The sequence below is a fragment of the Nitrospira marina genome, from assembly GCF_059568365.1.
In genome coordinates this window covers 2,991,042-3,011,626 of record NZ_JCANTH010000001.1, presented here as the reverse complement: position 1 = coordinate 3,011,626, position 20,585 = coordinate 2,991,042, and the positions used below count along the sequence as shown (strand labels likewise).

Here is a 20,585-nt window from a genome sequence, read left to right as displayed (position 1 = left end):
AATATGCGGATGAGATTCTATATCTTGATGAGAGAAGAAAATGCCGCCTCCAGTGGGAGCCTTCCAGGCTCCCACCGGGGACGGTGGTTCGGGACAATCAGAGGCGGGGTGGCCGGGTTTGTGATGGTTGGTTTGAGTCTGCTTTTTGGAGCCCTGGCAGCTACCGCCGCTTCATCCGTGCCGGCTCCGGAATTTCAGCTCCAGGCATTAGACGGGCACACCTACAGCAAAGCTTCTTTAAAGGGTCGGCCCACCCTCATTGTTTTTTGGGCGCCATGGTGTCGGTATTGCCAAATGGAATTGCCGATTCTCGCGAAATTTTATCAGGGAAACAAACCGGACCAACTCCAGGTTTTGACGGTGGCCTTCTCGGACAGTCTGGCCCATGTGGAGGAGTATGTCTCAGCCAATACGGACACCTTTATCTTTCCCACCGCCTATGATCAGGAAAATGAGGTGGCGCAGGGTTTCGGTGTTAATGTCACCCCGACATTCGTGGTGATGAACGCAGAAGGGGAAATGATCCTTGCCCACCGTGGTGCAGGGATCAACCAGAATCCTCAGTACCAGAAGTTTCTTGAGAGTTTGAATCCATAAATGTTAAGCCGGGACGAATCGATTCGCCAGGTATAGAACACGTACGATGGAGTCCGGCATATACATTTCTCAGGTGACCTTGTCGGGGGCGTTTGGAGCCGGGCTCTTGTCAGTGGTTTCCCCTTGTGTGCTTCCTCTGGTGCCGTCCTACCTCTCCTATATCACGGGACTTTCCATTGACCAACTTCGCGATTCATCGGCACCCCACAGGATTCGCAAAACGATTATGTTCAATTCGTTATGGTTGATCGGGGGCTTTTCCGTCGTCTTCATCGCGTTTGGCTTCTCAGCCGGTTTGTTCGGCCAATGGCTGATGAATTATCAGGACCATCTGCGAAAGATCGGAGGAGGGCTGATTGTCCTGTTTGGTCTGTATGTGTTGGGGCTGTCCAATTTTAGTTTCTTGTCTCAAGAACGCCGGCTCCATTTCCAGAATCGCCCGGTAGGCTATCTGGGCTCGTTTCTCATCGGGGCCACCTTTGCCGCAGGCTGGACCCCCTGCGTGGGTCCGATACTCGCGGCTATCTTTTTGTATGCCGGCACCAGGGATACCGCTGCTGATGGACTGGCCCTCCTCGTGTTCTACTCAATTGGGCTTGGACTTCCCCTGCTTGTCACTGCTGTATGGCTCGATCGGTTCTTAACCCATTTCCGACAGATCCGGAACTATATTAGACCGCTCTCCATCCTGAGTGGATTGTTACTGGTGGCAGTCGGCGGTCTCCTCTATACCAATTCATTCTTTCTCCTGACGAGCTATTTGGAACGCTCGCGTATTGGATGGTACATCGGCCAATAGATTCTCCTTGGCTGCCGTCTCTCGTTTTCAATTCCTTTCCTGCCAATTTACGTAAATACGTTGCCTGGCCACAATAATATCGTTTACCCTTGCGACAGATGAACGCGAGGTCCGGCTCCGCGGACATTAGCAGTGGTTCAACTTTCGAGCATCCATTTAAAAAGGAGAAGAATCGTATGGCGATAATTGCGCCGTTTCGAGCCGTGAGGCCCAAATCTGAAATAGCCAGTCAAGTGGCGGCCCCTCCCTATGATGTGGTCTCCTTGCAAGAGGCGCGTGATTTAGCGGATGGAAATCCCTATTGCTTCCTTCGCATTGGTCGGGCAGAACTTGAGTTTGGTGAGGGCGTCGACCCGTATTCGGCTGAGGTCTATCAAAGAGGGGCTGACAATCTCCGGAAGCTCATCAACGATGGCGTCTTGGCTCAAGAATCACAACCACTCTTCGGGGTCTACCGGCAAAAGTGGGGCCAGCATGAGCAAACCGGCATTGTGGCATTGGCATCCGTCGACGAATATGACCGGGGCATCATCAAGAAGCACGAATATACGAGGCCGGTCAAGGAAGCCGATCGGGTGCGGATTATTGAAACCCATGAATCCCAATCGGGTCCGGTTCTGCTTTTCTTTCGCCAGACAGCCAAAATTGATCAGTGGTTGAAACAGGTGACAAGTACGAAGCCGGATGTATATTTTGTCGCTGAGGACAAAATTGAACATACGGTCTGGAGTGTGCGAGATCCATCCGCCATTCAAGAAGTTATGAAGAACTTTCAAGATCTTCCAGCATTATATATCGCCGATGGGCATCATCGATCGGCTGCGGCAAGTCGGGTTCGTGCTTCTCGCGGCAACCCTAGCGCATTGCCCGCTGGAAAACACGAAGAAGGCTTTTTGGCAGTTATCTTTCCACATGATCAATTACAAATCCTTCCCTACAATCGGGTTGTTCGGGATTTGAATGGACTCACCCCAAAAGAGTTACTCGAGAAATTAGCTCCGCACTTTGAATTGCAGGTGACCGCCCGACCAGGGGATCCACCTGCTGCCGGTTTCGATATGTATCTGGGACGGCAATGGCATCGCGCGAAACCCAAAAAGGATCCGTCGTTGAACAGTCAGCAGGATCCGGTGCGTGCGCTAGCCGTTTCAGAACTGACAGAACGGGTCTTGGATCCGTTGTTAGGCATCAAAGACCAACGGTCAGATCCACGCATAGATTTCGTAGGCGGTATTCGCGGCACCCAACAACTTGCAGCGTTGGTGGACAGTGGGGACTGGGCTGTCGCCTTCTGGTTGTATCCGACGACGGTTGAGGAATTGATGGCGGTGGCGGATGCGGATCGCGTCATGCCCCCCAAAAGCACATGGTTTGAACCCAAGCTCCGCGATGGCCTCTTCATCCACATGTTACGCGACTAAAGAAAAATGGCACTCTTGTAGGGTGAAGTCGGCCGGTGTATGATGAGTTGGTCAAGCTAGACCAAGGCGTGGAGGAATCTCATGAAAACGGTTAATGTCTATGAAGCCAAGACTCACCTTTCGCAACTGCTCGATTTAGCGGCATCCGGGGAGGAAATTATTATTGCTCGAGCGGGAAGACCAATGGCTAAGCTCATTCCCTATCAAGTTAAACAACAGTCGAGAAAGCCAGGGTCCTGGAAGGGCAAAGTCAAAATCTCCAAGGATTTTGATGAACTTCCCGAAGATCTCTCCCGGGCATTCAGAGGTGAGGCTGGGTGAAATTCTTATTAGATACCCATGTCTTGCTCTGGTGGCTGAGTGATCATAAATCACTCGCAACCAAAGCTGCTGTTGCGATAAAAAATGGAGAAAACACGATATTTGTGAGTGCCGTCACCGCATGGGAAATTTCCATCAAGCGGGCACTGGGTAAGCTCCAGGCCCCGGATGAACTGGAAGAAGTCCTGGAGTCGAATAGTTTTCAACACCTTCAAATTTCAATCCGGCATGGACTTGTTGCCGGAAATCTACCCCGTCATCATGATGACCCGTTTGATCGCATGCTCATTGCCCAAGCTCAAACGGAACAATTAACGATTATCACACATGATACTCGAATGGAGCAGTATGGAGTCTCCATCCTCTTGACGTGAGGCATTCTGGTGCAGGGCTTAATGGGGAAAAACGGGCATTGGAGGTGCCACAAGCATTCACTCATAGCCAGATCTCTCGGAGAGCTGGGGGAAGAGCAAACCTAACCCGCACCTCCAAGCATATCTCAAATTCGAGTCCACCCAATTCTAGAAAAAAGGATGGAAGGGTCTACTCGTATAAGCAGAGAGTCCGTTTAGCTCTTTAACGCCCTATGACTCCCCTTTGGGTTAGCAACCTCCGGTTCTAGCCGGTGCGCCATGAAGAGAAGTCCACATCAGAAGCTTAGAAAGCTTCTTCATAGGTACCTCCTTGTGAAGGGTAGTATTAAAAATAAATATAAAAAAAAGACAATTTGAGCAAGTTATAGCGGAAGACGAAAGACCTTCAATACATTCTCTACATGGCTCATTCATTAGAAAACAGATTCGTTTGATACTGATTAGAGACCCTGAAATTTTGGCAAACAATAAGAACATTGTTCAGTGGAAAGTGAAAACCTTTCAGCAATTGACTGTTGAGCAATTGTTTGAAATTTTGCAGTTGCGGGTTGATGTGTTTGTGGTGGAGCAACAATGTGCCTATCGGGAAATGGATGAGTATGATCGACATCCGGAGACGAAACATCTTTCTTGCCGCAATGAGGGTGGAGAACTGATTGCTTATGCACGGATTCTCCCCCCTGGACTCTGTCATCCTGAGGTGAATCTGGGGCGGTTTGTGGTGAAGGCTGATTTCCGTAAGCAGGGGATTGGGCATCAACTGTTACAGACAGCCTTGCAGGAAATATCCGGTTGTTGGCCAGAGATCCCTATGAAAATATCTGCACAAAGCCACCTTCACCGATTTTATGCGCAGTATGGGTTTATCCAAGTGTCGGATGGTTATCTCGAAGATGGCATTCCTCATGTTGACATGGTGAAAGATGCGTCAGTATGAAAACTAATCCTCTGGGGGATTTTTCACTTGAGACCTTTCTCAAAGAATATTGGCAGAAGAAGCCGTTGTTGATTCGGCAGGCCTTGCACGGGATCAAGCCGCCGATTGCGGCTGATGAATTGGCCGGTCTCGCGTGCGAAGAACAAGTCGAATCGAGGCTGATCATACAAGATCCCGTAAGCGACCAATGGGAGCTTTCTCATGGTCCGTTTACTGATGCGACCTTTTCCGCCCTGCCATCCGCCCATTGGACTTTGTTGGTTCAGGCTGTCGATCATTGGGTGCCGGCCGCCGCTGACTTTCTTGCGCAATTTTATTTTATCCCCAGTTGGCGGGTTGATGATTTGATGATCAGCTATTCCGGCGACAAGGGTGGTGTCGGACCGCATTATGATAACTATGATGTGTTTCTGGTGCAGGTTAGTGGCTGCCGCCAATGGGAAGTCGGGGGGATCTATGATGAAACGTCTCCTCGTCGCTCCGATGTTCCGGTCAAGATTTTGTCCAAATGGAATCCGGAGCAACGGTGGATATTGGAGTCGGGCGATCTGCTTTATATCCCCCCGCGTGTCGGACATAACGGGATAGCCGTGGGTGAGGATTGCATGACCTGTTCGGTGGGATTTCGCGCTCCGTCTCATCGGGATATCTTGCTCGACTATTCCGAGTCTGTTGGAGAAGCGCTGAGCGAAGAGGTTCGCTATGCGGATTCGGATCTGGTTCCGCAAGCCAATCCCGGCCAGATTACATCCGAGGCGGTTAGAAAAGTTCAGAAGATCTTTACCCGGTATGTCGAGGATGATGCGAAACTGGCTCAATGGTTTGGTTGTTATATGACTTCTCCGAAATATCAGGATGAGGAGACGACGCCGGAGAAACACCGTCTGGAAGATGTTCGTACCCATCTTTCGGAGGGAGGAAAACTTGTCAGAAATGAAGGCTCACGTTTTGCGTTTCATGAACATGGACAGAATCTCTGGCTATTTGTTGATGGACGTCAGTACACCTGCACTGCGCTCATGACCGATCTGGTGAAAACGTTGTGCGCCGAACGCCAAATCAGTTCGGAGCACTACGTCTCGTCGGAAGGTCATGATTCTTTACTCCTCGATTTACTGAGACACGGCAGTCTCTATCTTTCGGCCTAAAAATATTTTTCCGCCTTTCCTGGAAGGAGAGGATCCCTTTCAGGCCAAAGCAACTGATCGGCCCCCTGGTTGGCTGCCATCATCTGTGAAAAATTAGAGTTGTGTGGCGCCTCCATCGACGGTGAGGTCAATCCCTGTAATGTAAGATGAATCATCTGATGCGAGAAATAGCGCGGCTGTGGCAACTTCATGTGAGCTTCCCATTCGTTTCATGGGATTTTGGTCACCAAAGCTTGCTTTCATGCCTGGAACTTCTTCTGCAGGAACACCCACTTTCTCAAAAATAGGTGTATCAATTGGTCCAGGGGCCAGAGCGTTCACCCGGATTTTTCTCTCAAGAAATTCAGTCGACAGGGTTCTGGCCAGATTCCGAACGGCCGCTTTGGTTGCGCCATAGACACTGGAATTGGGAAATCCTTTCTGGTCCGCGATGGACGAATTGATAATGATCGACGCTCCTTCATTCAGAAGCGGCGAGGCTTTTTGAATATTGAAAAACAGGCCTTTAAAATTGACATTGACCATCTTATCGAATGTGGCTTCGTCTACGGTGTCAAATGGGCCAAAGATCGCAATGCCTGCATTGAGGAAGAGAATATCGATCCTTCCCGCAGTCTTGTGTATTTGTTGATACAAATCCGCGATGTCATTGAGATTCCCGGTATCTGATACGAAACCGGCACTTGCTCCTCCGATTTCTTTTACTGCCGCTTCCACCGCCTCCTTCCTTCTTCCCGTAATGATCACCCTGGCCCCTTCAGCCTGAAATAATTTAGCTGCGGCCAAACCAATCCCGCTATTGCCACCCGTAATGACGGCAATTTTGTCTTTGAGTCTTTGAGACATAGAAATTTTCCTTTCAAGGTAGATAGAGAACATTGCAATCGCATGTCACTCCAGTAAAACATTTTAGAATGAAATTTTCATCTCTCTTCCAACAACACATTGCTGAATGGTTCTGAGGTGTTTGTCATGAGACAACCCATCAGAGATCATTGTCATCTTCTTCCCATTCTCTCTTGATGGCTGCGGCTCGCTTCCGCTGTCTGGTAAATGCCCAAAAGGCCAGGAGAGTGATCGCGAGCCAAACCATTCCTGAGCTGGTGGCCACAGGGATCCAGCGATTCCAAAGGGTTTGCCGACCCCAGAACTGCTCTTCTGCTTCTGTGAGTGTCATGGAGGTGGTTTGTGCAAAGGCTTCAGGAAAGGACATGCCTTGTTGGATTCTTGCCAGAATACGTTTGGGGGTATCCTGTCCTGTGTGTTCCAGGAGGTCTCGCGTAAAGGCGTAAGCCAGCACATAAGCCCGTCGGACAGAGGTCTCGTCCTTGCTGAAGAGAGTATTGAGTTCATTCAGGGAGACTTGCGTGTCTGAGACCATTGCCCAGACTAATCGGGCTCGGTCTTCCAAATCCCACCTTCGGGCGGCCATCATCGCTAATCCCTCATCAAACCATCGGGGCAAAGGCTGTTCTCCTGCCGCCCGATGGGCCAGGATATGGCTGATTTCGTGCAGGAAGACTTCATTGAGTGAATCATTCGGATAGGTCAAACTCCGGTCAGTGAGGAGCACAATTGTGGAAGTCTGACTGACTGCGTAACCAGATATCCATTCCGGCGCTTCCTGTGCAAGGGGCGATTCCTTTGGCGCCAGGATGACTCGAATGGGAAGTCCGGGATGTTCAAGTCCCATAAAGTCCATCATTCGCTGAAGGGCTTGTGGGTTGCTGTCCTTCAAGTGGGCAGCTAAGGGTTCCAAGGATTCCGGGGCTTCAATGATGAATTGGGGGGAGGCGGCTCCCATCACTAGTCCGGGGTGAGCCATCATCACAATGATTGTCAGTAGCAGGAGTTGGAGTCCAATCTTTGCAAGCTTTGTAAAATGACACTTGGATTTGCGAAATCTTTGTTGGATTCTGCAAAAACGCATTGGCTAGCCAAGGAGTGAAGGTTCTCTGAGGAAGGCTTGAAGGCCTGGATGGATTTCCAAATGCCTGGCTTCAGATCTCTGCATGCAGGTGATCAAGGATAATGCGGGCGTCGGTGACGGGATCCGTGGTCATGGGCAATTGTGTCTGTTCCGTCACTTTGGTCAGCAGTCGTTGCGCGGCCGCTCTCACCGGTGGTGGAAACGTGGTTTCTGCTTGAATCTGCCGAAGGTGATGCATGGCATCTCCCTTCCAGGTTGCCAGATTCTGTTGCTCGGCCCACTGCTGGGCGGCCAGTGCGACGGCTCGTCGTGCGCACACTCTGGCCAACCCATCGTTCCCATCCTGGAGTCCCCTGGCGGCCTTGATGAGTTCCTGTTCGATCTGTTCGGACCGACTCATGAATCCTGATATGCGGTGCGATTGGCGTATAGTTCTCGCCTGGTCGCAATTCGATGGATGTGGACGACACGTTCGTCCGGGTCGATGGAGTAGAGAATGCGCCAGTCTCCCACGGCGTATTGGACGAGACCGGGAAGATCCTCGTGCAGGGGTTCATGCCGAAGGTTGGCGACATTCGAGGCCAACCACTTGGTCTTATTCAATAGGCGCTGGGCCATACCCTGGTCGGTTGATTGAAGGTCGTCCAGGATTGAAGGTTGATAGGTGACGCGATACCAGGCCATGTCATCTCACCACTTGAGACCCAGTCGTTCAGCGACGGTTTCTCCCGTTACCCGCTCCGGGGAATTCAATACTTGTTTTAATTGCGCCCGCACCTTGTCATCCAGAGCCAGGCCAAGATCGGGATCGCCCAGCAGTTCACACAACCGGTCATCCACCATGCTATTAACCAGTTCTTTAAATTCTTTCTGAGAGAGATCGGAGATTTTCATTGTGAAGCCTCCATTCGGATAAGTACCTGATCCTGTAATGATTGATAGTTCTTCTACCTCATTTGATGAGGCTGAACGGGATATAATGGGATGTTGGTCCTTTTGCCTCCACAACAAAGGTCGTGCTCTTCGAGACGCATCAGGCAACTTTTCAACTTCCGGACTGAAGCCCGGGATTTCTCGTCCATTCAAGAAAAATTCAGAGAACGAAGTTTAGAAACTTCCAGCTTCGACGACATCATCGAGGCTGTTAATGTCCAGCCAATGTCCGACTGTGTAAAGCACCCTGATTGAATAGTTTCTTCGTAATAACTCCTGAAATAGAATGGCCATTCCTGCTTTCCTGTGATTCGGGTCGGCAAGAAGTTCGGTAAGGACCTCATGCAATTGTGTGACACCTTGAGCCGAGACTTTAAAAAATCCCATCCATACGCCATGAATCATGTCCGAAGGCACTGCCCTGCCTAATTGCTTGAGATGAATCTGGACGTTAAAGGCCTTTCGGGAATTTGGAGCGGTACATTCAGCAAATCCACCAAGCCTCGTGTAACTCGTTTTTTCCTGCCAGTGGCTATCCACAAAAATGACAAAGTCATCTTTGGTTTGCAGCAATGCCTGAGGGATGTACGTGTTAAACAAGACATCGCCATAGGACACGATGGTGTCGTGGAATCGGGCTTCTTTTGATTGAAGCGCTTTCAATAAGGAATCCAATTCTCCCGTTTCCGCGAAGGCATCGTTATCAACATAGGTCAAATTGGGAAGATTGACGGCTTCTTTCTTATACCCCCGGACCACAAGAATGTCCTTGATGCCCACACTGTTGTAGGCGTCAACGATATGAGCAAGGAGCGGGACGCCACGAATATTCACCATGGTTTTTGGTTTGTCTTCGGTGAGGTCCCCTAACTCATCCCCACGGGAAGCGGCGAGGACAATAGCCGATGCGCGGTCGGCACTTTTAGGAAGGTAGCGTTGCTCGGCTTCCATGAGTTCATCTGCACCTTGCAGACGAAAAACCTCAGAGACGGGCACAATGTTATCCTCAATGAATAAAAGATTTTCCTGTTCCTTCAGAACGCGGGCGGTCGTTTGCATGGTGGCGACTGCGGCGCGGAGCATGTGATTCGCCCAAATCACCATGGAAAAGCCATGCTGCCGGAACACATCGGTGGGAGTGGAGTAATATTTTGTGGGCACAATCACCACCGGTGAGCGATTGCTCCATTCCCGCTTGAACGCCAGAATCTCATCCGGCACCGCCAGCGCACTGTGAATCAGAATGCCATCCGCCCCGGCCTGGCGATACGCCTCTGCCCGTCTCAAGGCTTCCGTCAGTCCCCATCCGCAGATGAACGCTTCCACCCGGGCGATGATGCAGAAATCCGGATCGGATTGCGCATCTTTACCGGCTTTAATTTTTCCGCAAAATTCTTCCATGTCGGCCATGGGCTGTGTGTCACCCTTAAGAAAGCTATTCGTCTTCGGAAACAACTTGTCTTCAATGCACACGGCCGCGATATGACGTTGTTCTAGTTTGCGAATGAGACGCTGCATATTATTGAAGTTGCCGTATCCTGTATCTCCATCGAGGAGAATCGGAATGCGGGCCGCGTCAGACATAAATTCCAGATTGTCCAGGACCTGTGTCCAACTGGCCTCGTTGTTATCCCGCACGCCGAATTGAGCCGAGATCGAGAGCCCGCTGGCCCAGATGCCATGGAATCCTGCTTCTTCCACGATCTTGGCGCTAAGCCCATTGTGAGCCTCGCAGATAAATTCAAGCTGGGGGGACAAGAGGAGCTTTTTGAATTGCGTTGATTTTGGCGGCTGGGGTTCGCTTGGCATAATCAGTAAATGTGACAGTGTTTCAGATCGTTCAATGAAGTACTGAAGTCTACATCAAGGGGATTACTGCTGCCAAACCTTTCCGTGTCTGATTGGGAAGCCGGGAAGACGTTTGGTCCCTGAATCTGTCGGATGAACGAGTGGGAAGAATGATTGACGCCAAGGCTTGTGACAGATTTTGGAAATGAAGGGGTCAGGAAAAGGGCATAGCCACGAAACCATGCCCTTGTCCATATGAACAGTGAACAATTTATGGAGTGCGGCTGGTGATCTCAAGAAGATGGTACCCAAACTGGGTTTTGACCGGGCCGTGGACCTTGCCGAGTTCTCCGCTAAACACAACCTCATCAAATTCTTTGACCATTTGACCCGGGCCGAACTCGCCCAGATCGCCACCTTGTTTGCCTGATGGACAGGTGGAATGTTCCTTCGCAGCGGCAGCAAAATCTCCACCACCCTCAATTTGTGTTTTTAAGTTTTTGCATGCTTCTTCTGTTGAAACCAAAATGTGACGGGCGCGCGCTTTCGCCATGAGCATTCTCCTTCTAAGCTAGAAAATTGGACAATGGTCCTTTTCTCATGATTGACCAGTCAAGGTCAAATTTCAGGAGAATCAGCCGGCGCAACCCGTGAAATCCTCTTGTTGATAATGTATGGTGGACGGGCGAATGTCCTGGGAATCAGGAACGGGTTTGATGGAAGAGGCCCGGTCATCGTGTGAGACGGGATGCCGGTGAAAGGGGGAACGAGTCCCGGTAGAAGAGCGCGAGATTCGCAAGAACGAGAGGCGGTAATGGAGTTGATAAATTAGTTGTCGGGATTCATCGCCAGGTAATCACAAATAAAATCCAAAACCAATTCGTCAAAATTGTTGAAAATGGTTTTGACCCCACCCGCCGTCACGACGCCTTGTTCCCAAGTGATGGCGTGTCCTGTGGAGGAGTTATGAACAAGGGCGACCAGTTGGTGGACTTCAAGGTCGATCCGACAGGCGTAACGCTTTGGGCCCAAGGGAAGAGCCGCCATATTGACATATAAATAAGGCTCTCCGGGCAATTTGGCAGCTTCGAGTTCTTTGACCAGGCGAATCCCCGCCGTTTGCAATTGTGCCTCCACTCGTTTGCGCACCTCACTTCGGTTTAATACGCCTCTCAGTTCTGGTCCCAAGTCCTCTACGACCACATAGATGCCATGTATCCCCTTTAGTGATTCTTTCCTCAGCATAGGATGACCAACCCTCTCCGTCAATTCGTTCAAGCCAATAACAAGTGTGCTGCGTTCACTCAGGGAGTGTAGACTTATTCCCTAAGGCTTGTCCTCTTTTGCCTTTCGCAAATAATCACCAAGGATTCCCCGGCTGTGTTCATCATCGTGGCAGTATACGCAGAGGTTCTCCCAGTTCGATCCGTCCGGTGGATTGTTGTGGTGATTGCCGTCCTTATGGTGCACCGTGAGGAGATGTCTGTTCTTGAGGTCGAATTCTCTGGCGCATTTGGCACAAATGAGCCCGTGAATCTTGAGTGACTGTTCCCGATAGGAGCTGTTGCTCGAGGCTGAAGGCTTGGGTCTCAATCCTTTGAGTAGTTCGTCAATGGGTTTGTCCACTGCGGGTTTTTGGAGTCGTCGCAGTTTGTGCCGACCCCGGTAAGCATTCCCCATGATGTGAGTCCTTTCACGTGATGGCATGGGTGGTCTGTCGCCAGCGATGAATAGCCGCGTGCATTCAATGTCAGGATTCTCAAAGTTTTCCTGGTCTTTGTCAATCCGGTTTGTAAGGGCACTGCGTTGAGCATGGCCGATGTGTTGTCAATCGTTGAATGAGAATTGCGACATGTGTGGGATGAGGCCTGCGAGCCCTGTGGGTTGGTGCTACTATGAGGTTGAGTTCTGCCGATAGGGTTGCTCCGATCATTCTTTTAATAGGCACCCGCGTTGTAGGGGTGCCGATACCAGGAGGGTGCCATGTTTGGTCCTATTACTCTTCCATTTGGGGCGAAAATGTTGTTTAACACGGTCAAATTGAAGCCCGGCATTACCTTCGAGCAGGTGGAGGTGGCCGTTGGAGAGATGTGCATGGTCGTCAAGGAAACATATGGCGGTGACAAAGGGGGCTTCATCGCCGGGCAGGTGTTCAAATTTTCAGGTTTTGTTTCTGACCAAGGGTCCCTCAGTGAATCAAAAACCGCAGATGACCATTACGCGATTGTGACATATTGGAGTTCATTTGAGGATCATGAAAAATCTCATGCCGATGAACTTTTCAATAAAACTTTCGCCGTTTTGGCTACGATGTGTTCTGAGACAAAAGAACTTGGCTACGATATGCTATGGCAGGGGGCGGGGAAGACGGGATAACGGGAATATCAGTCAGGTGAGTAGCGTCACCACTCCTTTAATACATTAAATGGGCATTTTCTTAGGTCGAATGAAGGATAAGGACGGAGATTTCGGGTGGAACAAGAAAACGGACGGGGAAGATACTCGTGCCGAGTCCCGAAGTGACAAACAAATGGCGGCCATTTTCAATGATATGTCCGATGGCAAATCGTTCTCCGTATTGGGACGGTACGATTGGCCGGCCGATCAAGGGCAGATAGACCTGTCCACCATGTGTGTGCCCAGCCACGGTCAAAGCAACACGAGAGGGAATTTCAGGAAAGATATCGGGGTTATGTGTAAAGGCTAGGATGGTGGCATCCTCTGGAATCTGAGATAGGGCTAACGGGACATCATGCGCGCCTTCCATGTAATCGCTAATTCCTGCTAGCCAGAATTAACAGATTCCTGACTGGATTGGAACTGCGGAATCCTCCAGTACCTGAATGCCGACTTGTTGAAATGCGGAAATCGTACCCGGTCCGTCATGCCACCAGTCATGGTTACCTAGGACTGCGAACACCCCCAGTGGAGCTGACAACCTCGCAAGATGCGCGGCCGACTCTTGAGGGGAGACGAACTGTCCACCAGGGACACCATGAATGACATAGTCTCCAGCCAACAGGATGAGATCCGGCTTGGCTTTGAGTGTCAGGTCAATGGTTGTTTCCAAGTGGTTGAGATCATTGAACGGGGAGCCCACATGCAGATCCGCAAGTACGGCCACTGTAAGAGCCTCACACTTCTGAGGCCAGGATGGAATAGCCAATTTGTGGGTTTCATTATGGAGGCTGGCCGGCTCCCACCAAAGCGCCCACAAGATTACACCCAAAAATGGCACTGAGAGAACTGCGAATAGACGTTTCATGGTCATGTGAGGTTTTCTTTAAAGCGGTGTAGCCACTCGGCAAAGAACATGTTCAGGTGGTCAGGCTCCATTCTTGTATTCTTCTCCCCAACCTGCGCCATGGTTCCTCATTATAAATGGTCACTCATTAAATCAAGTTCTTGAGGGCCACCAACATGGCCATACATGGCACTTCGGCAGTGATCGCTAAAGGGGAGGTGGTAATACAATATCCCGATGTTCTTCGTCACCATTTTCCGTAAGCGGGCTTCTTGAGTTTCCTGATCCGCCTCTGTAAAGGGATTGAGGCTAAAACCCATCCGCGCACTGGACACTACGGCCATGCCATTCTCTCGGAGACTAAAGGCGTATTGCCAATTATACTTTTGAATATACATGTCTTGATCGGTAAAGATGATCGGGATCAACGGCATGTTTGTTTTGGCATCGGCGACCTGTCTTTGGATTTCTTTCAGGATTTCTTCTGCTATATATTGCCCCCGATCGGGGTCAAAAGCCGAGAGCGGCAAAGGGAGGGGAGGAGTAACGGTGACGGGAAGTCCGTATGTTTCTTGAAAGAATTGAGCATACATTTCCAGCGGCGGGATTGGAAAACGACCCACAGGAATAAAGACAACCTCTCCCGACCCGCGGAGTTCCTCGAAGCGTGCAGATTCAGGAGCTGGTTTAATGAGACAATAGAGGTTTGAGACTTCTCCAACCCAAGTGGTGATCACAAATAGGATGATTTGAAACAACCAATAGATCAGTTCAAGGGTGGACATGGGGAGAACTCAAGTATTGGGAAAGGGGTCTACGTCACGCACATGTTCCTTCCAGGAATGCTAAGAAGATGCACCTAAAATTGTCCGCACGGGCCCCGCATGGCATTACCATGGCTTTATCGGCAGGTTAGGGGAGTTCTAGAGAAATGACAGGCAGAATCAGATAATAGTATTAGAGGGAAATTCGGCTGAGCTTGCTGGCGTTAGGTATCCAGGATGGAAAGAGGCTTAGATCGGAGGCCCTCCCCCATGGGGGAGGAAATAGGATATAAACACGATAGAGATGAAGGGAATGCTCAGGCATTGCCACAGCATTTTTTATACTTTTTTCCGCTGCCGCAGGGGCACGGATCGTTACGTCCAATCTTGGCCTCGGTACGAACGACGGTTCGAACTCCAGGACTTTTGCCGTCGGAGAAATACCAGGTCCCCTCATGTTTCCGAAACTCGGCTAGTTCATGATGTATTTGAGGGCCTTCATCTGTTTCAAATGTGGCCTTGAATTCGACGAGGCCCGCTTCATCGTCCATTCCGCCCTGTTTCGTCGTAAGAATTTCTAACCCCGTCCACTTGGTGGTTTCCGCCCACTTGCGATTGGCCTCAAGGTCGATGTCGTGTTGGGTTTTGGGGTCATGGGTCTTTTCGATAAAATCCATCTGGACTTGCGTGTAGGCCGAATATCTGGCCCGCATGAGTTGCTCGGCCGTCTCTGCCTGTTTCACTCCGGTGATGACGGGCTCACAGCATTGCTTAAAGGTCTTTCCACTCTGACACGGACACTGCATGTACGACTCCTTATCTAAGGACATCCCAATGATGAATGACTCTTGTACGTCGAGAGTAGCCGAAAAGTCAAAAGGCCCGGCATTTAATTTTTCTCTTAAAGTATTGAGGGTCCGGTCAGCAGTCTTCCCGCTTCCTGTCTCTAATCGTACCCGCCCTGAATAGCAGGTCCATCTCTGTTGCTAAAGCCATGCTTGGTGGACATTTTTGAATACCACGCACCCACATGGCGCACATGGATGATTTGCCGGGAACCTCAATAGTCCTTGGTTGCTGCAAGTACTTCATTTCTTCATTTTAATAGATTTTAGGATTGTTGTTGGACGTGACGCCTGATTGGCCTCATGGGGTCCGGCGAGCCGTTGTCGTAATCCGCGCGCGTTCTCTGTAGCGATCCCTATTTGGCGAACAGCTGCCTCAGATCCTCGAACGCCTTCATCTCGACGGCATTGCCGCTGGGGTCGCGGAAGAACATCGTCGCCTGCTCGCCCGGCTCGCCCTTGAACCGGACATAGGGTTCGATATCGAACTTAGTGCCCGCGGCGACGAGGCGGTCGGCGAGCGCCTGCCACTCCTTCATCTCCAGCACGATGCCGAAATGCGGTACGGGTACATGTTGGCCGTCTACTGCATTGCCGCCCGCGTCCGGCGCCTCCATTCCGGGCACGAGATGAGTCACTATCTGATGACCGTAGAAGTTGAAATCGATCCACGTATCCGCGCTGCGCCCTTCCGGGCACCCCAACGTGCCGCCCCAGAATGCGCGGGCGGCGTCGATGTCATGGACGGGGAAAGCGAGATGGAAGGGGCGAAGCGTCATGCTGGTCTCCGTTAGGCGGTTTGAGGAAGGAGTGCTCTGGCGCCGGCCGCGACCTGATCGAGACGCGCGCGCGATGCGCCGTCACTGGCTTCGATCGACATGCCCTGGAGCAAGGTGTTGAGCGTCGTTGCAATCCCGTCAACGTCGGTGCCTGCCGCAAGCTGGCCGTCCGCCAAAGCCTGTGTCAGCCGTTCAAGGAACAAAGCGACGACCATCCTGACGCAGCGTACGCAACGAATCGGCGACCCCCTGATGTTCGGCCGGAACATTGATGGCCCCCAGCAGGACGACGCAGTCGCAGGGTGCATCAGGCGTCGTCAGAATGGCCGCTGCCGCATCGAAAAAGTCGCCGCCCGCCGCCCGTACGTTTGGCTCTCTGCCCATGCGCTCCCATGTCCAATCCCAGAACACCCCTTCATGATACTCGACAGCTTCCATGAAGAGTTTCGCCTTGTTGCCGAACGCCGCGTACAATCTGGGCAGATGGATCCCCATCGCCGCGCACAGTTCCCTGATCGTCGCCGGCGCGAAGCCCTGGACCAGAACACGCTTAGCGCCTTCTCAAGGGCCGCGGCGCGATCGAACGTCCGCGGGGGCTCTTTGGCGCGATGCGGCTCGATCGCTTTCTCAATGACGGGAGTGTGCAATTTTTTTGATTCCCGGGGTTGACGTTCTGTATCACGCACTACACATATGCTCTGTAGCGTGTGATACAATATCGATTGTGTGCTGACCAGATCAACCTCGGAGCAATTTCATGTCGCAGAATATTAAGACTGTCCCCACCAGCGATTATGACGCGGTCGTTGCGACCGCCCAGGCCTATGTCGATGGCCTGCATGTCGGAGACGCCGATGCCACGATGAGCGCTTTTCACCCCGATGCGGTCATGTTCGGCTTCACCAATGGGCAACTGCTGGGCGGCACTGCGCGCAACCTGCACGGCTTTGTCGCCGAAAATGGCGCCGCGCCGGACATCAGAACGCGCATCGATGTACTCGCAATCACGCCGACCACTGCAGTCGTGCGCGTTGACATGGAAAAGGACGCGATCGGCGCGGACTATACCGACTTTCATACCCTGCTGAAGCAGGAAGGCGCATGGAAGATCGTCGCCAAGACCTACCACCAGTACGAAAGCTGAGCGTGACGGGCGGGCCTCGCCCGATGCCCCGCTCCTCCTTCCTTTATCGACACAGTTGCCGTCATGGCCAGGGTTTTCATCATCGGCGCCACTCCGGTGCAGGGTGATCTCACCACGCTCGACGTCGCGACACTGGCGGAGATGATCGGCGATGCCGATACCATGGTTTTCTCGGCCGGTGCCGGCGGTGCCGGGATTCTTCCATTTCAAAGCTGGCCTTGAATTCGACGAGGCCCGCTTCATCGTCCATTCCGCCCTGTTTCGTCGTAAGAATCTCCAAACCCGCCCACTTGCGATTGGCCTCAAGGTCGATGTCGTGTTGGGTTTTGGGATCATGGGTCTTTTAAATAAAATCCATCTGGACTTGCGTATAGGCCGAATATCTGGCCCGCATGAGTTGCTCGGCCGTCTCTGCCTGTTTCACTCCGGTGATGACGGGCTCACAGCATTGCTTAAAGGTCTTTCCACTCTGACACGGACACTGCATATACGACTCCTTTTCTAAGCGTTTCCATAATGATGATTGACTCTTGAACGTCGCCAGTGCCGGAAAAGTCAAAAGGCCCGTTATCTAATTTTTCTCGAAAAGAATCGGAGGGTTCGGTCAACCGTATTCCTGCTTTTTGTCTCTTCTCGTCCTTTCCCTGATTAGCTGGTCCATCTATATGGCTAAGCCATGCTCAATGGACTTTTTTGAATACTGCGCACCTACTTGGCCTGCAAGGCATGATTGCATTGGGAAAAGGCTTTAATAGCCTTTGGCTGGGGCACGTAAGGCATTTCTACTTTTTAATAAATTTTAGGATTATTGTGGGGCGTTGCCTCATGGCGGAATCAAAGAAGTTGTGGAAGTTATTCGTCGGTTGGAGTAGGCTTTTTTTACCAATTTTTAATGGACTTCGCTCTGAAAGAAAGAAGCTTTGAGTAAAAACGATGAAATGCCGCAGGAATTTGAGCAGGCCGTAGACTTCCTTGTTAATCGGAATCGGGTCCGGATCACGGGAAGAAATATTCTACACATGACGTGTTCTCCACTTGGTAAGGCGCAGCAGCAATAATTTCATACATGGCTTTATTCCTAAAACTCATTCAGGGTTCTGGAGGAACACACATGAGACATTTCAACCAAATGGTTACTGCGGGCACAATCGTACTCATGCTCATATTTCTTGCACCCCTTACCTATGGGGCGGAGACGGCCCGAGTCAGTGTCAGCACTGGAAATCTGCAGGGCAATAATAATAGTTTTCTTCCGGACCTTAATGAAAATGGCAGGTTTGTTACCTACTATTCCTTGTCGACCAATCTGGTCCCCGGTGATACCAATGGGGTACGAGATATATTCGTGTACGATCGGCAAACCCAACAAACTACGCGTGTGAGCGTGGCGACGGGCGGAGGGCAGGCCAATGGCGAGAGCCTTGAGCCCAGCATAAGCGCCAATGGGCGTTATGTGGCATTTCGGTCGGCTGCCACGAACCTGGTTCCGGGGGATACAAATGGCACCATTGATGTGTTCGTCCATGATCGGCAGACAGGCATCACGAGCCGGGTGAGTGTCGCGACGGGTGGGGGCCAGTCCAATAACAATAGTTTTACTCCAGCCCTGAGTGCTGACGGCAGATTTGTAGCGTTCCACTCCTTTGCGAACAACCTGGTGCCGGGCGACACCAATGGAGTGTTAGATGTGTTCGTTCATGATCGGCAAACAGGGGCGACGACGCGCATGAGTGTGGCCACAGGCGCAATCCAGGGCAATAATACCAGTCGAGCGGGGTTTCTCAGTGCGAATGGGGGTTTGGTTGCGTTTGAATCCGATGCGACTAACCTGGTCCCGGGGGATACCAATGGTGTGCGAGATGTGTTCATTCATGATCGGCAAACAGGAGTGACGACGCGTGTGAGTGTGGCCACAGGCGGAGGGCAGGTCAATGGTGAGAGTGTGGATGCCGAATTGAGTGCGGATGGTCGCTATGTCACCTTTCAATCGGATGCGACGAATCTCGTCGCTGGCGATACCAATGGAGTGGGTGATGTGTTTGTCCATGACCGTCAAACGAACACCACCACGCGCGTGAGTGTGGCAAGTGGTGGTCTCCAAGGAGGAGGAGAGAGCTCAGAGGGGACCATCAGCGGGGATGGACGATTTGTGGCATTTCTTTCTTTTGCCACCAATCTCGTTCCGGGCGATACGAATGGAGAGGGTGATGTGTTTGTGCATGATCGTCAGACCAACACGACCACCAGGATGAGTGTGACGACTGGTGGAGTGCAGGGCAATGATTTTAGTTGTAATCCTGCAATCAGTCAGGATGGTCGGATTGTCGGATTTTTCTCCGATTCAACCAACCTTGTTCCGGGTGATACGAATGGAATCCGGGATATTTTTATTCATAACCGTACGACCAAATTTGATTTGGATGGAGATGGCAAGGCTGACATCGTGTGGCGCAATATCAATAATGGCAGCACGGCGATCTGGTTTATGAATGGGACGGCAATTGCTTTCCCAAGTTTTCCGGGCGGCGTTCCTCCGGCTTGGGAAATTGCCGGTATCGGCGATGTGAATGCGGATGGTAAGGCTGATGTGATTTGGCGCAATAGCACCAGTGGTACGGTGGCCGTGTGGTTAATGAACGGGCCGATCATCGTATCGGTAGGATTCCCGGGCACCGTTCCTACCGGTTGGGTGCTTGAGCAACTTGGAGATGTGGATGGAAATGGCACGGCAGACCTCGTTTGGCGAAACACCAATAGCAAAGTGGTTGTCGTGTGGCTGATGAATGGAGCGACTATTGCCTCATCCAAATCGCTTGGTGGTGTCCCGGGTGAGTGGAAGATTGTCGGAATGGGCGATGTCAATGCCGATCGCAAAGCCGATATCATCTGGCGGAATAGCAACAGTGGGGCCGTAGCCGTATGGTTAATGAACGGCCTCTCGGTCCTGTCGATCGGAGTCCCAGGGAGTGCCAGCTTGGTGTTTGAGGTGGCTGGGGTGGGGGATATTGATGGGAATGGGACCGCTGATGTGATCTGGCGCAATACCGGAAGCGGTGGGGTGGCGTTCTGGCTGATGAATGGACTCACTCTTGGCAGCACGGGTGCCTTGGCGGGCAAGGCCTTGGAGTGGGAGATTGCCCAGGTCAGTGATCGGGACGGTAGCGGGAAAGTAGATTTGACCTGGTTTAACACCGATACCGGTGAGGTCGAGGTGTGGCTGATGAATGGGGTCACTGTTGGCTCAACAGGTTCACCAGGGACCACCTCTCCGAGCTGGGAGATTCAATAGCAATGCCTTTGGCCTCTTTCCCAAAATTCAAACAGAGTTACAGGACTGGCCAAGGACTGGGGAGAAGAGTTTTCTTAACTGACTGGGACGGGGGAGAGGAATCTTTACCAGTAATGGTAGAAAGCTGTTCAAGATCACAGGGGGCTGGTTTTGTCAAAGACCAACCCCCTTCCTTCGTCGAACAATAAAAGACCCTCCTATCCGAGAAAACAGGCTGTTCATTGCAAAATGGTGGGAATGAGTATGGGGAAATACAAAATGACTCATTTTTT

27 protein-coding genes and 1 pseudogene are annotated in these 20,585 nt (G+C 51.4%); 11 read left to right on the top strand and 17 right to left on the bottom strand.

What is annotated here, in order from left to right; translation table 11 throughout:
• Positions 1-3: 3 nt before the first annotated feature.
• The 7 genes from LX98_RS12715 to LX98_RS12685 all read left to right on the top strand — a co-directional run bounded on the left by LX98_RS12715 (position 4) and on the right by LX98_RS12685 (position 5,597).
• Entirely contained in the window at positions 4-597 is a 594-nt protein-coding gene (locus LX98_RS12715; RefSeq protein WP_496429253.1) for a redoxin domain-containing protein, read from the top strand.
• Between the two features lie 46 nt (positions 598-643).
• Positions 644-1,396 carry a cytochrome c biogenesis protein CcdA gene (locus tag LX98_RS12710; protein ID WP_496429252.1) on the top strand — a complete coding sequence of 251 codons (753 nt, stop codon included), beginning with the start codon at positions 644-646 and terminating at the stop codon, positions 1,394-1,396.
• Positions 1,397-1,572: 176 nt separating this feature from the next.
• Complete coding sequence (locus LX98_RS12705; protein ID WP_496429251.1) at positions 1,573-2,817, top strand: DUF1015 family protein; 1,245 nt, start codon at positions 1,573-1,575, stop codon at positions 2,815-2,817.
• Between the two features lie 81 nt (positions 2,818-2,898).
• Entirely contained in the window at positions 2,899-3,138 is a 240-nt protein-coding gene (locus LX98_RS12700; RefSeq protein ID WP_496429250.1) for a type II toxin-antitoxin system prevent-host-death family antitoxin, read from the top strand.
• Entirely contained in the window at positions 3,135-3,512 is a 378-nt protein-coding gene (locus LX98_RS12695; protein WP_496429249.1) for a PIN domain-containing protein, read from the top strand. The genes LX98_RS12700 and LX98_RS12695 overlap by 4 nt, the downstream gene beginning before the upstream one ends.
• Positions 3,513-3,987: 475 nt before the next feature.
• Positions 3,988-4,449: a GNAT family N-acetyltransferase gene (locus tag LX98_RS12690; RefSeq protein ID WP_496430605.1), complete on the top strand. Its 462-nt coding sequence runs from the start codon at positions 3,988-3,990 to the stop codon at positions 4,447-4,449.
• A complete protein-coding gene (locus LX98_RS12685; protein ID WP_496429248.1) occupies positions 4,446-5,597 on the top strand; it encodes a JmjC domain-containing protein in 1,152 nt (383 codons plus the stop codon). Before LX98_RS12690 ends, LX98_RS12685 begins: the two co-directional genes overlap by 4 nt.
• Positions 5,598-5,690: 93 nt before the next feature.
• On the opposite strand, the gene LX98_RS12680 is transcribed toward LX98_RS12685, so the two are convergent.
• The 9 genes from LX98_RS12680 to LX98_RS12640 form a co-directional block, all read right to left on the bottom strand.
• The gene (locus LX98_RS12680) at positions 5,691-6,443 is read right to left on the bottom strand and encodes an SDR family oxidoreductase (RefSeq protein ID WP_496429247.1); all 753 of its coding nucleotides are present in this window, start codon (positions 6,441-6,443) and stop codon (positions 5,691-5,693) included.
• A 139-nt stretch (positions 6,444-6,582) separates the two neighbouring features.
• Positions 6,583-7,425 carry a peptidase MA family metallohydrolase gene (locus LX98_RS12675; RefSeq protein ID WP_496429246.1) on the bottom strand — a complete coding sequence of 281 codons (843 nt, stop codon included), beginning with the start codon at positions 7,423-7,425 and terminating at the stop codon, positions 6,583-6,585.
• Between the two features lie 172 nt (positions 7,426-7,597).
• The gene (locus tag LX98_RS12670) at positions 7,598-7,927 is read right to left on the bottom strand and encodes a hypothetical protein (protein WP_496429245.1); all 330 of its coding nucleotides are present in this window, start codon (positions 7,925-7,927) and stop codon (positions 7,598-7,600) included.
• Positions 7,924-8,211 carry a type II toxin-antitoxin system mRNA interferase toxin, RelE/StbE family gene (locus LX98_RS12665; protein WP_496429244.1) on the bottom strand — a complete coding sequence of 96 codons (288 nt, stop codon included), beginning with the start codon at positions 8,209-8,211 and terminating at the stop codon, positions 7,924-7,926. The genes LX98_RS12670 and LX98_RS12665 overlap by 4 nt, the downstream gene beginning before the upstream one ends.
• A 6-nt stretch (positions 8,212-8,217) precedes the next feature.
• Positions 8,218-8,421, bottom strand: a complete 204-nt coding sequence (locus LX98_RS12660; RefSeq protein WP_312640062.1) for a hypothetical protein — start codon at positions 8,419-8,421, stop codon at positions 8,218-8,220.
• 213 nt (positions 8,422-8,634) lie between these two features.
• On the bottom strand, positions 8,635-10,269 hold the full coding sequence (gene aepX / locus LX98_RS12655; protein WP_496429243.1) for a phosphoenolpyruvate mutase: 1,635 nt from the start codon (positions 10,267-10,269) through the stop codon (positions 8,635-8,637).
• 250 nt (positions 10,270-10,519) lie between these two features.
• Positions 10,520-10,801 (bottom strand): peptidylprolyl isomerase, encoded by a 282-nt coding sequence (locus tag LX98_RS12650; protein WP_312745986.1) that lies wholly within the window; start codon positions 10,799-10,801, stop codon positions 10,520-10,522.
• Positions 10,802-11,076: 275 nt separating this feature from the next.
• Entirely contained in the window at positions 11,077-11,493 is a 417-nt protein-coding gene (locus LX98_RS12645) for a hypothetical protein (RefSeq protein WP_342349618.1), read from the bottom strand.
• Positions 11,494-11,574: 81 nt separating this feature from the next.
• Positions 11,575-11,928, bottom strand: coding sequence for a YajD family HNH nuclease (locus LX98_RS12640; protein WP_496429242.1), 354 nt, complete (start codon positions 11,926-11,928; stop codon positions 11,575-11,577).
• 303 nt (positions 11,929-12,231) lie between these two features.
• Between LX98_RS12640 and LX98_RS12635 the strand changes: the two genes are divergently transcribed.
• Positions 12,232-12,624 carry a hypothetical protein gene (locus LX98_RS12635; protein WP_496429241.1) on the top strand — a complete coding sequence of 131 codons (393 nt, stop codon included), beginning with the start codon at positions 12,232-12,234 and terminating at the stop codon, positions 12,622-12,624.
• Between the two features lie 61 nt (positions 12,625-12,685).
• On the opposite strand, the gene LX98_RS12630 is transcribed toward LX98_RS12635, so the two are convergent.
• The 7 genes from LX98_RS12630 to LX98_RS12600 all read right to left on the bottom strand — a co-directional run bounded on the left by LX98_RS12630 (position 12,686) and on the right by LX98_RS12600 (position 16,375).
• Complete coding sequence (locus LX98_RS12630) at positions 12,686-13,015, bottom strand: hypothetical protein (protein ID WP_496429240.1); 330 nt, start codon at positions 13,013-13,015, stop codon at positions 12,686-12,688.
• 27 nt (positions 13,016-13,042) lie between these two features.
• Positions 13,043-13,519, bottom strand: a complete 477-nt coding sequence (locus tag LX98_RS12625; protein ID WP_496429239.1) for a metallophosphoesterase — start codon at positions 13,517-13,519, stop codon at positions 13,043-13,045.
• Between the two features lie 104 nt (positions 13,520-13,623).
• Positions 13,624-14,277: a hypothetical protein gene (locus LX98_RS12620; protein WP_496429238.1), complete on the bottom strand. Its 654-nt coding sequence runs from the start codon at positions 14,275-14,277 to the stop codon at positions 13,624-13,626.
• A gap of 296 nt (positions 14,278-14,573) precedes the next feature.
• The gene (locus tag LX98_RS12615) at positions 14,574-15,062 is read right to left on the bottom strand and encodes a YchJ family protein (protein ID WP_496429237.1); all 489 of its coding nucleotides are present in this window, start codon (positions 15,060-15,062) and stop codon (positions 14,574-14,576) included.
• A gap of 395 nt (positions 15,063-15,457) precedes the next feature.
• The gene (locus tag LX98_RS12610) at positions 15,458-15,880 is read right to left on the bottom strand and encodes a VOC family protein (protein ID WP_496429236.1); all 423 of its coding nucleotides are present in this window, start codon (positions 15,878-15,880) and stop codon (positions 15,458-15,460) included.
• 11 nt (positions 15,881-15,891) lie between these two features.
• Positions 15,892-16,083 (bottom strand): hypothetical protein, encoded by a 192-nt coding sequence (locus LX98_RS12605; protein WP_496429235.1) that lies wholly within the window; start codon positions 16,081-16,083, stop codon positions 15,892-15,894.
• Positions 16,073-16,375 carry a hypothetical protein gene (locus LX98_RS12600; RefSeq protein ID WP_496429234.1) on the bottom strand — a complete coding sequence of 101 codons (303 nt, stop codon included), beginning with the start codon at positions 16,373-16,375 and terminating at the stop codon, positions 16,073-16,075. Before LX98_RS12600 ends, LX98_RS12605 begins: the two co-directional genes overlap by 11 nt.
• Before the next feature lie 262 nt (positions 16,376-16,637).
• Between LX98_RS12600 and LX98_RS12595 the strand changes: the two genes are divergently transcribed.
• The gene (locus LX98_RS12595; RefSeq protein WP_496429233.1) at positions 16,638-17,024 is read left to right on the top strand and encodes a nuclear transport factor 2 family protein; all 387 of its coding nucleotides are present in this window, start codon (positions 16,638-16,640) and stop codon (positions 17,022-17,024) included.
• A gap of 63 nt (positions 17,025-17,087) precedes the next feature.
• Positions 17,088-17,246, top strand: coding sequence for a hypothetical protein (locus tag LX98_RS12590; RefSeq protein WP_496430642.1), 159 nt, complete (start codon positions 17,088-17,090; stop codon positions 17,244-17,246).
• Positions 17,247-17,268: 22 nt separating this feature from the next.
• On the opposite strand, the pseudogene LX98_RS12585 reads toward LX98_RS12590, so the two are convergent.
• Positions 17,269-17,511, bottom strand: a pseudogene (locus LX98_RS12585) (YchJ family protein); the annotation flags it as partial.
• A 624-nt stretch (positions 17,512-18,135) separates the two neighbouring features.
• Here LX98_RS12585 and LX98_RS12580 point away from each other — a divergent pair.
• Positions 18,136-20,313 carry an FG-GAP-like repeat-containing protein gene (locus tag LX98_RS12580; protein ID WP_496429232.1) on the top strand — a complete coding sequence of 726 codons (2,178 nt, stop codon included), beginning with the start codon at positions 18,136-18,138 and terminating at the stop codon, positions 20,311-20,313.
• Positions 20,314-20,585: the final 272 nt, after the last annotated feature.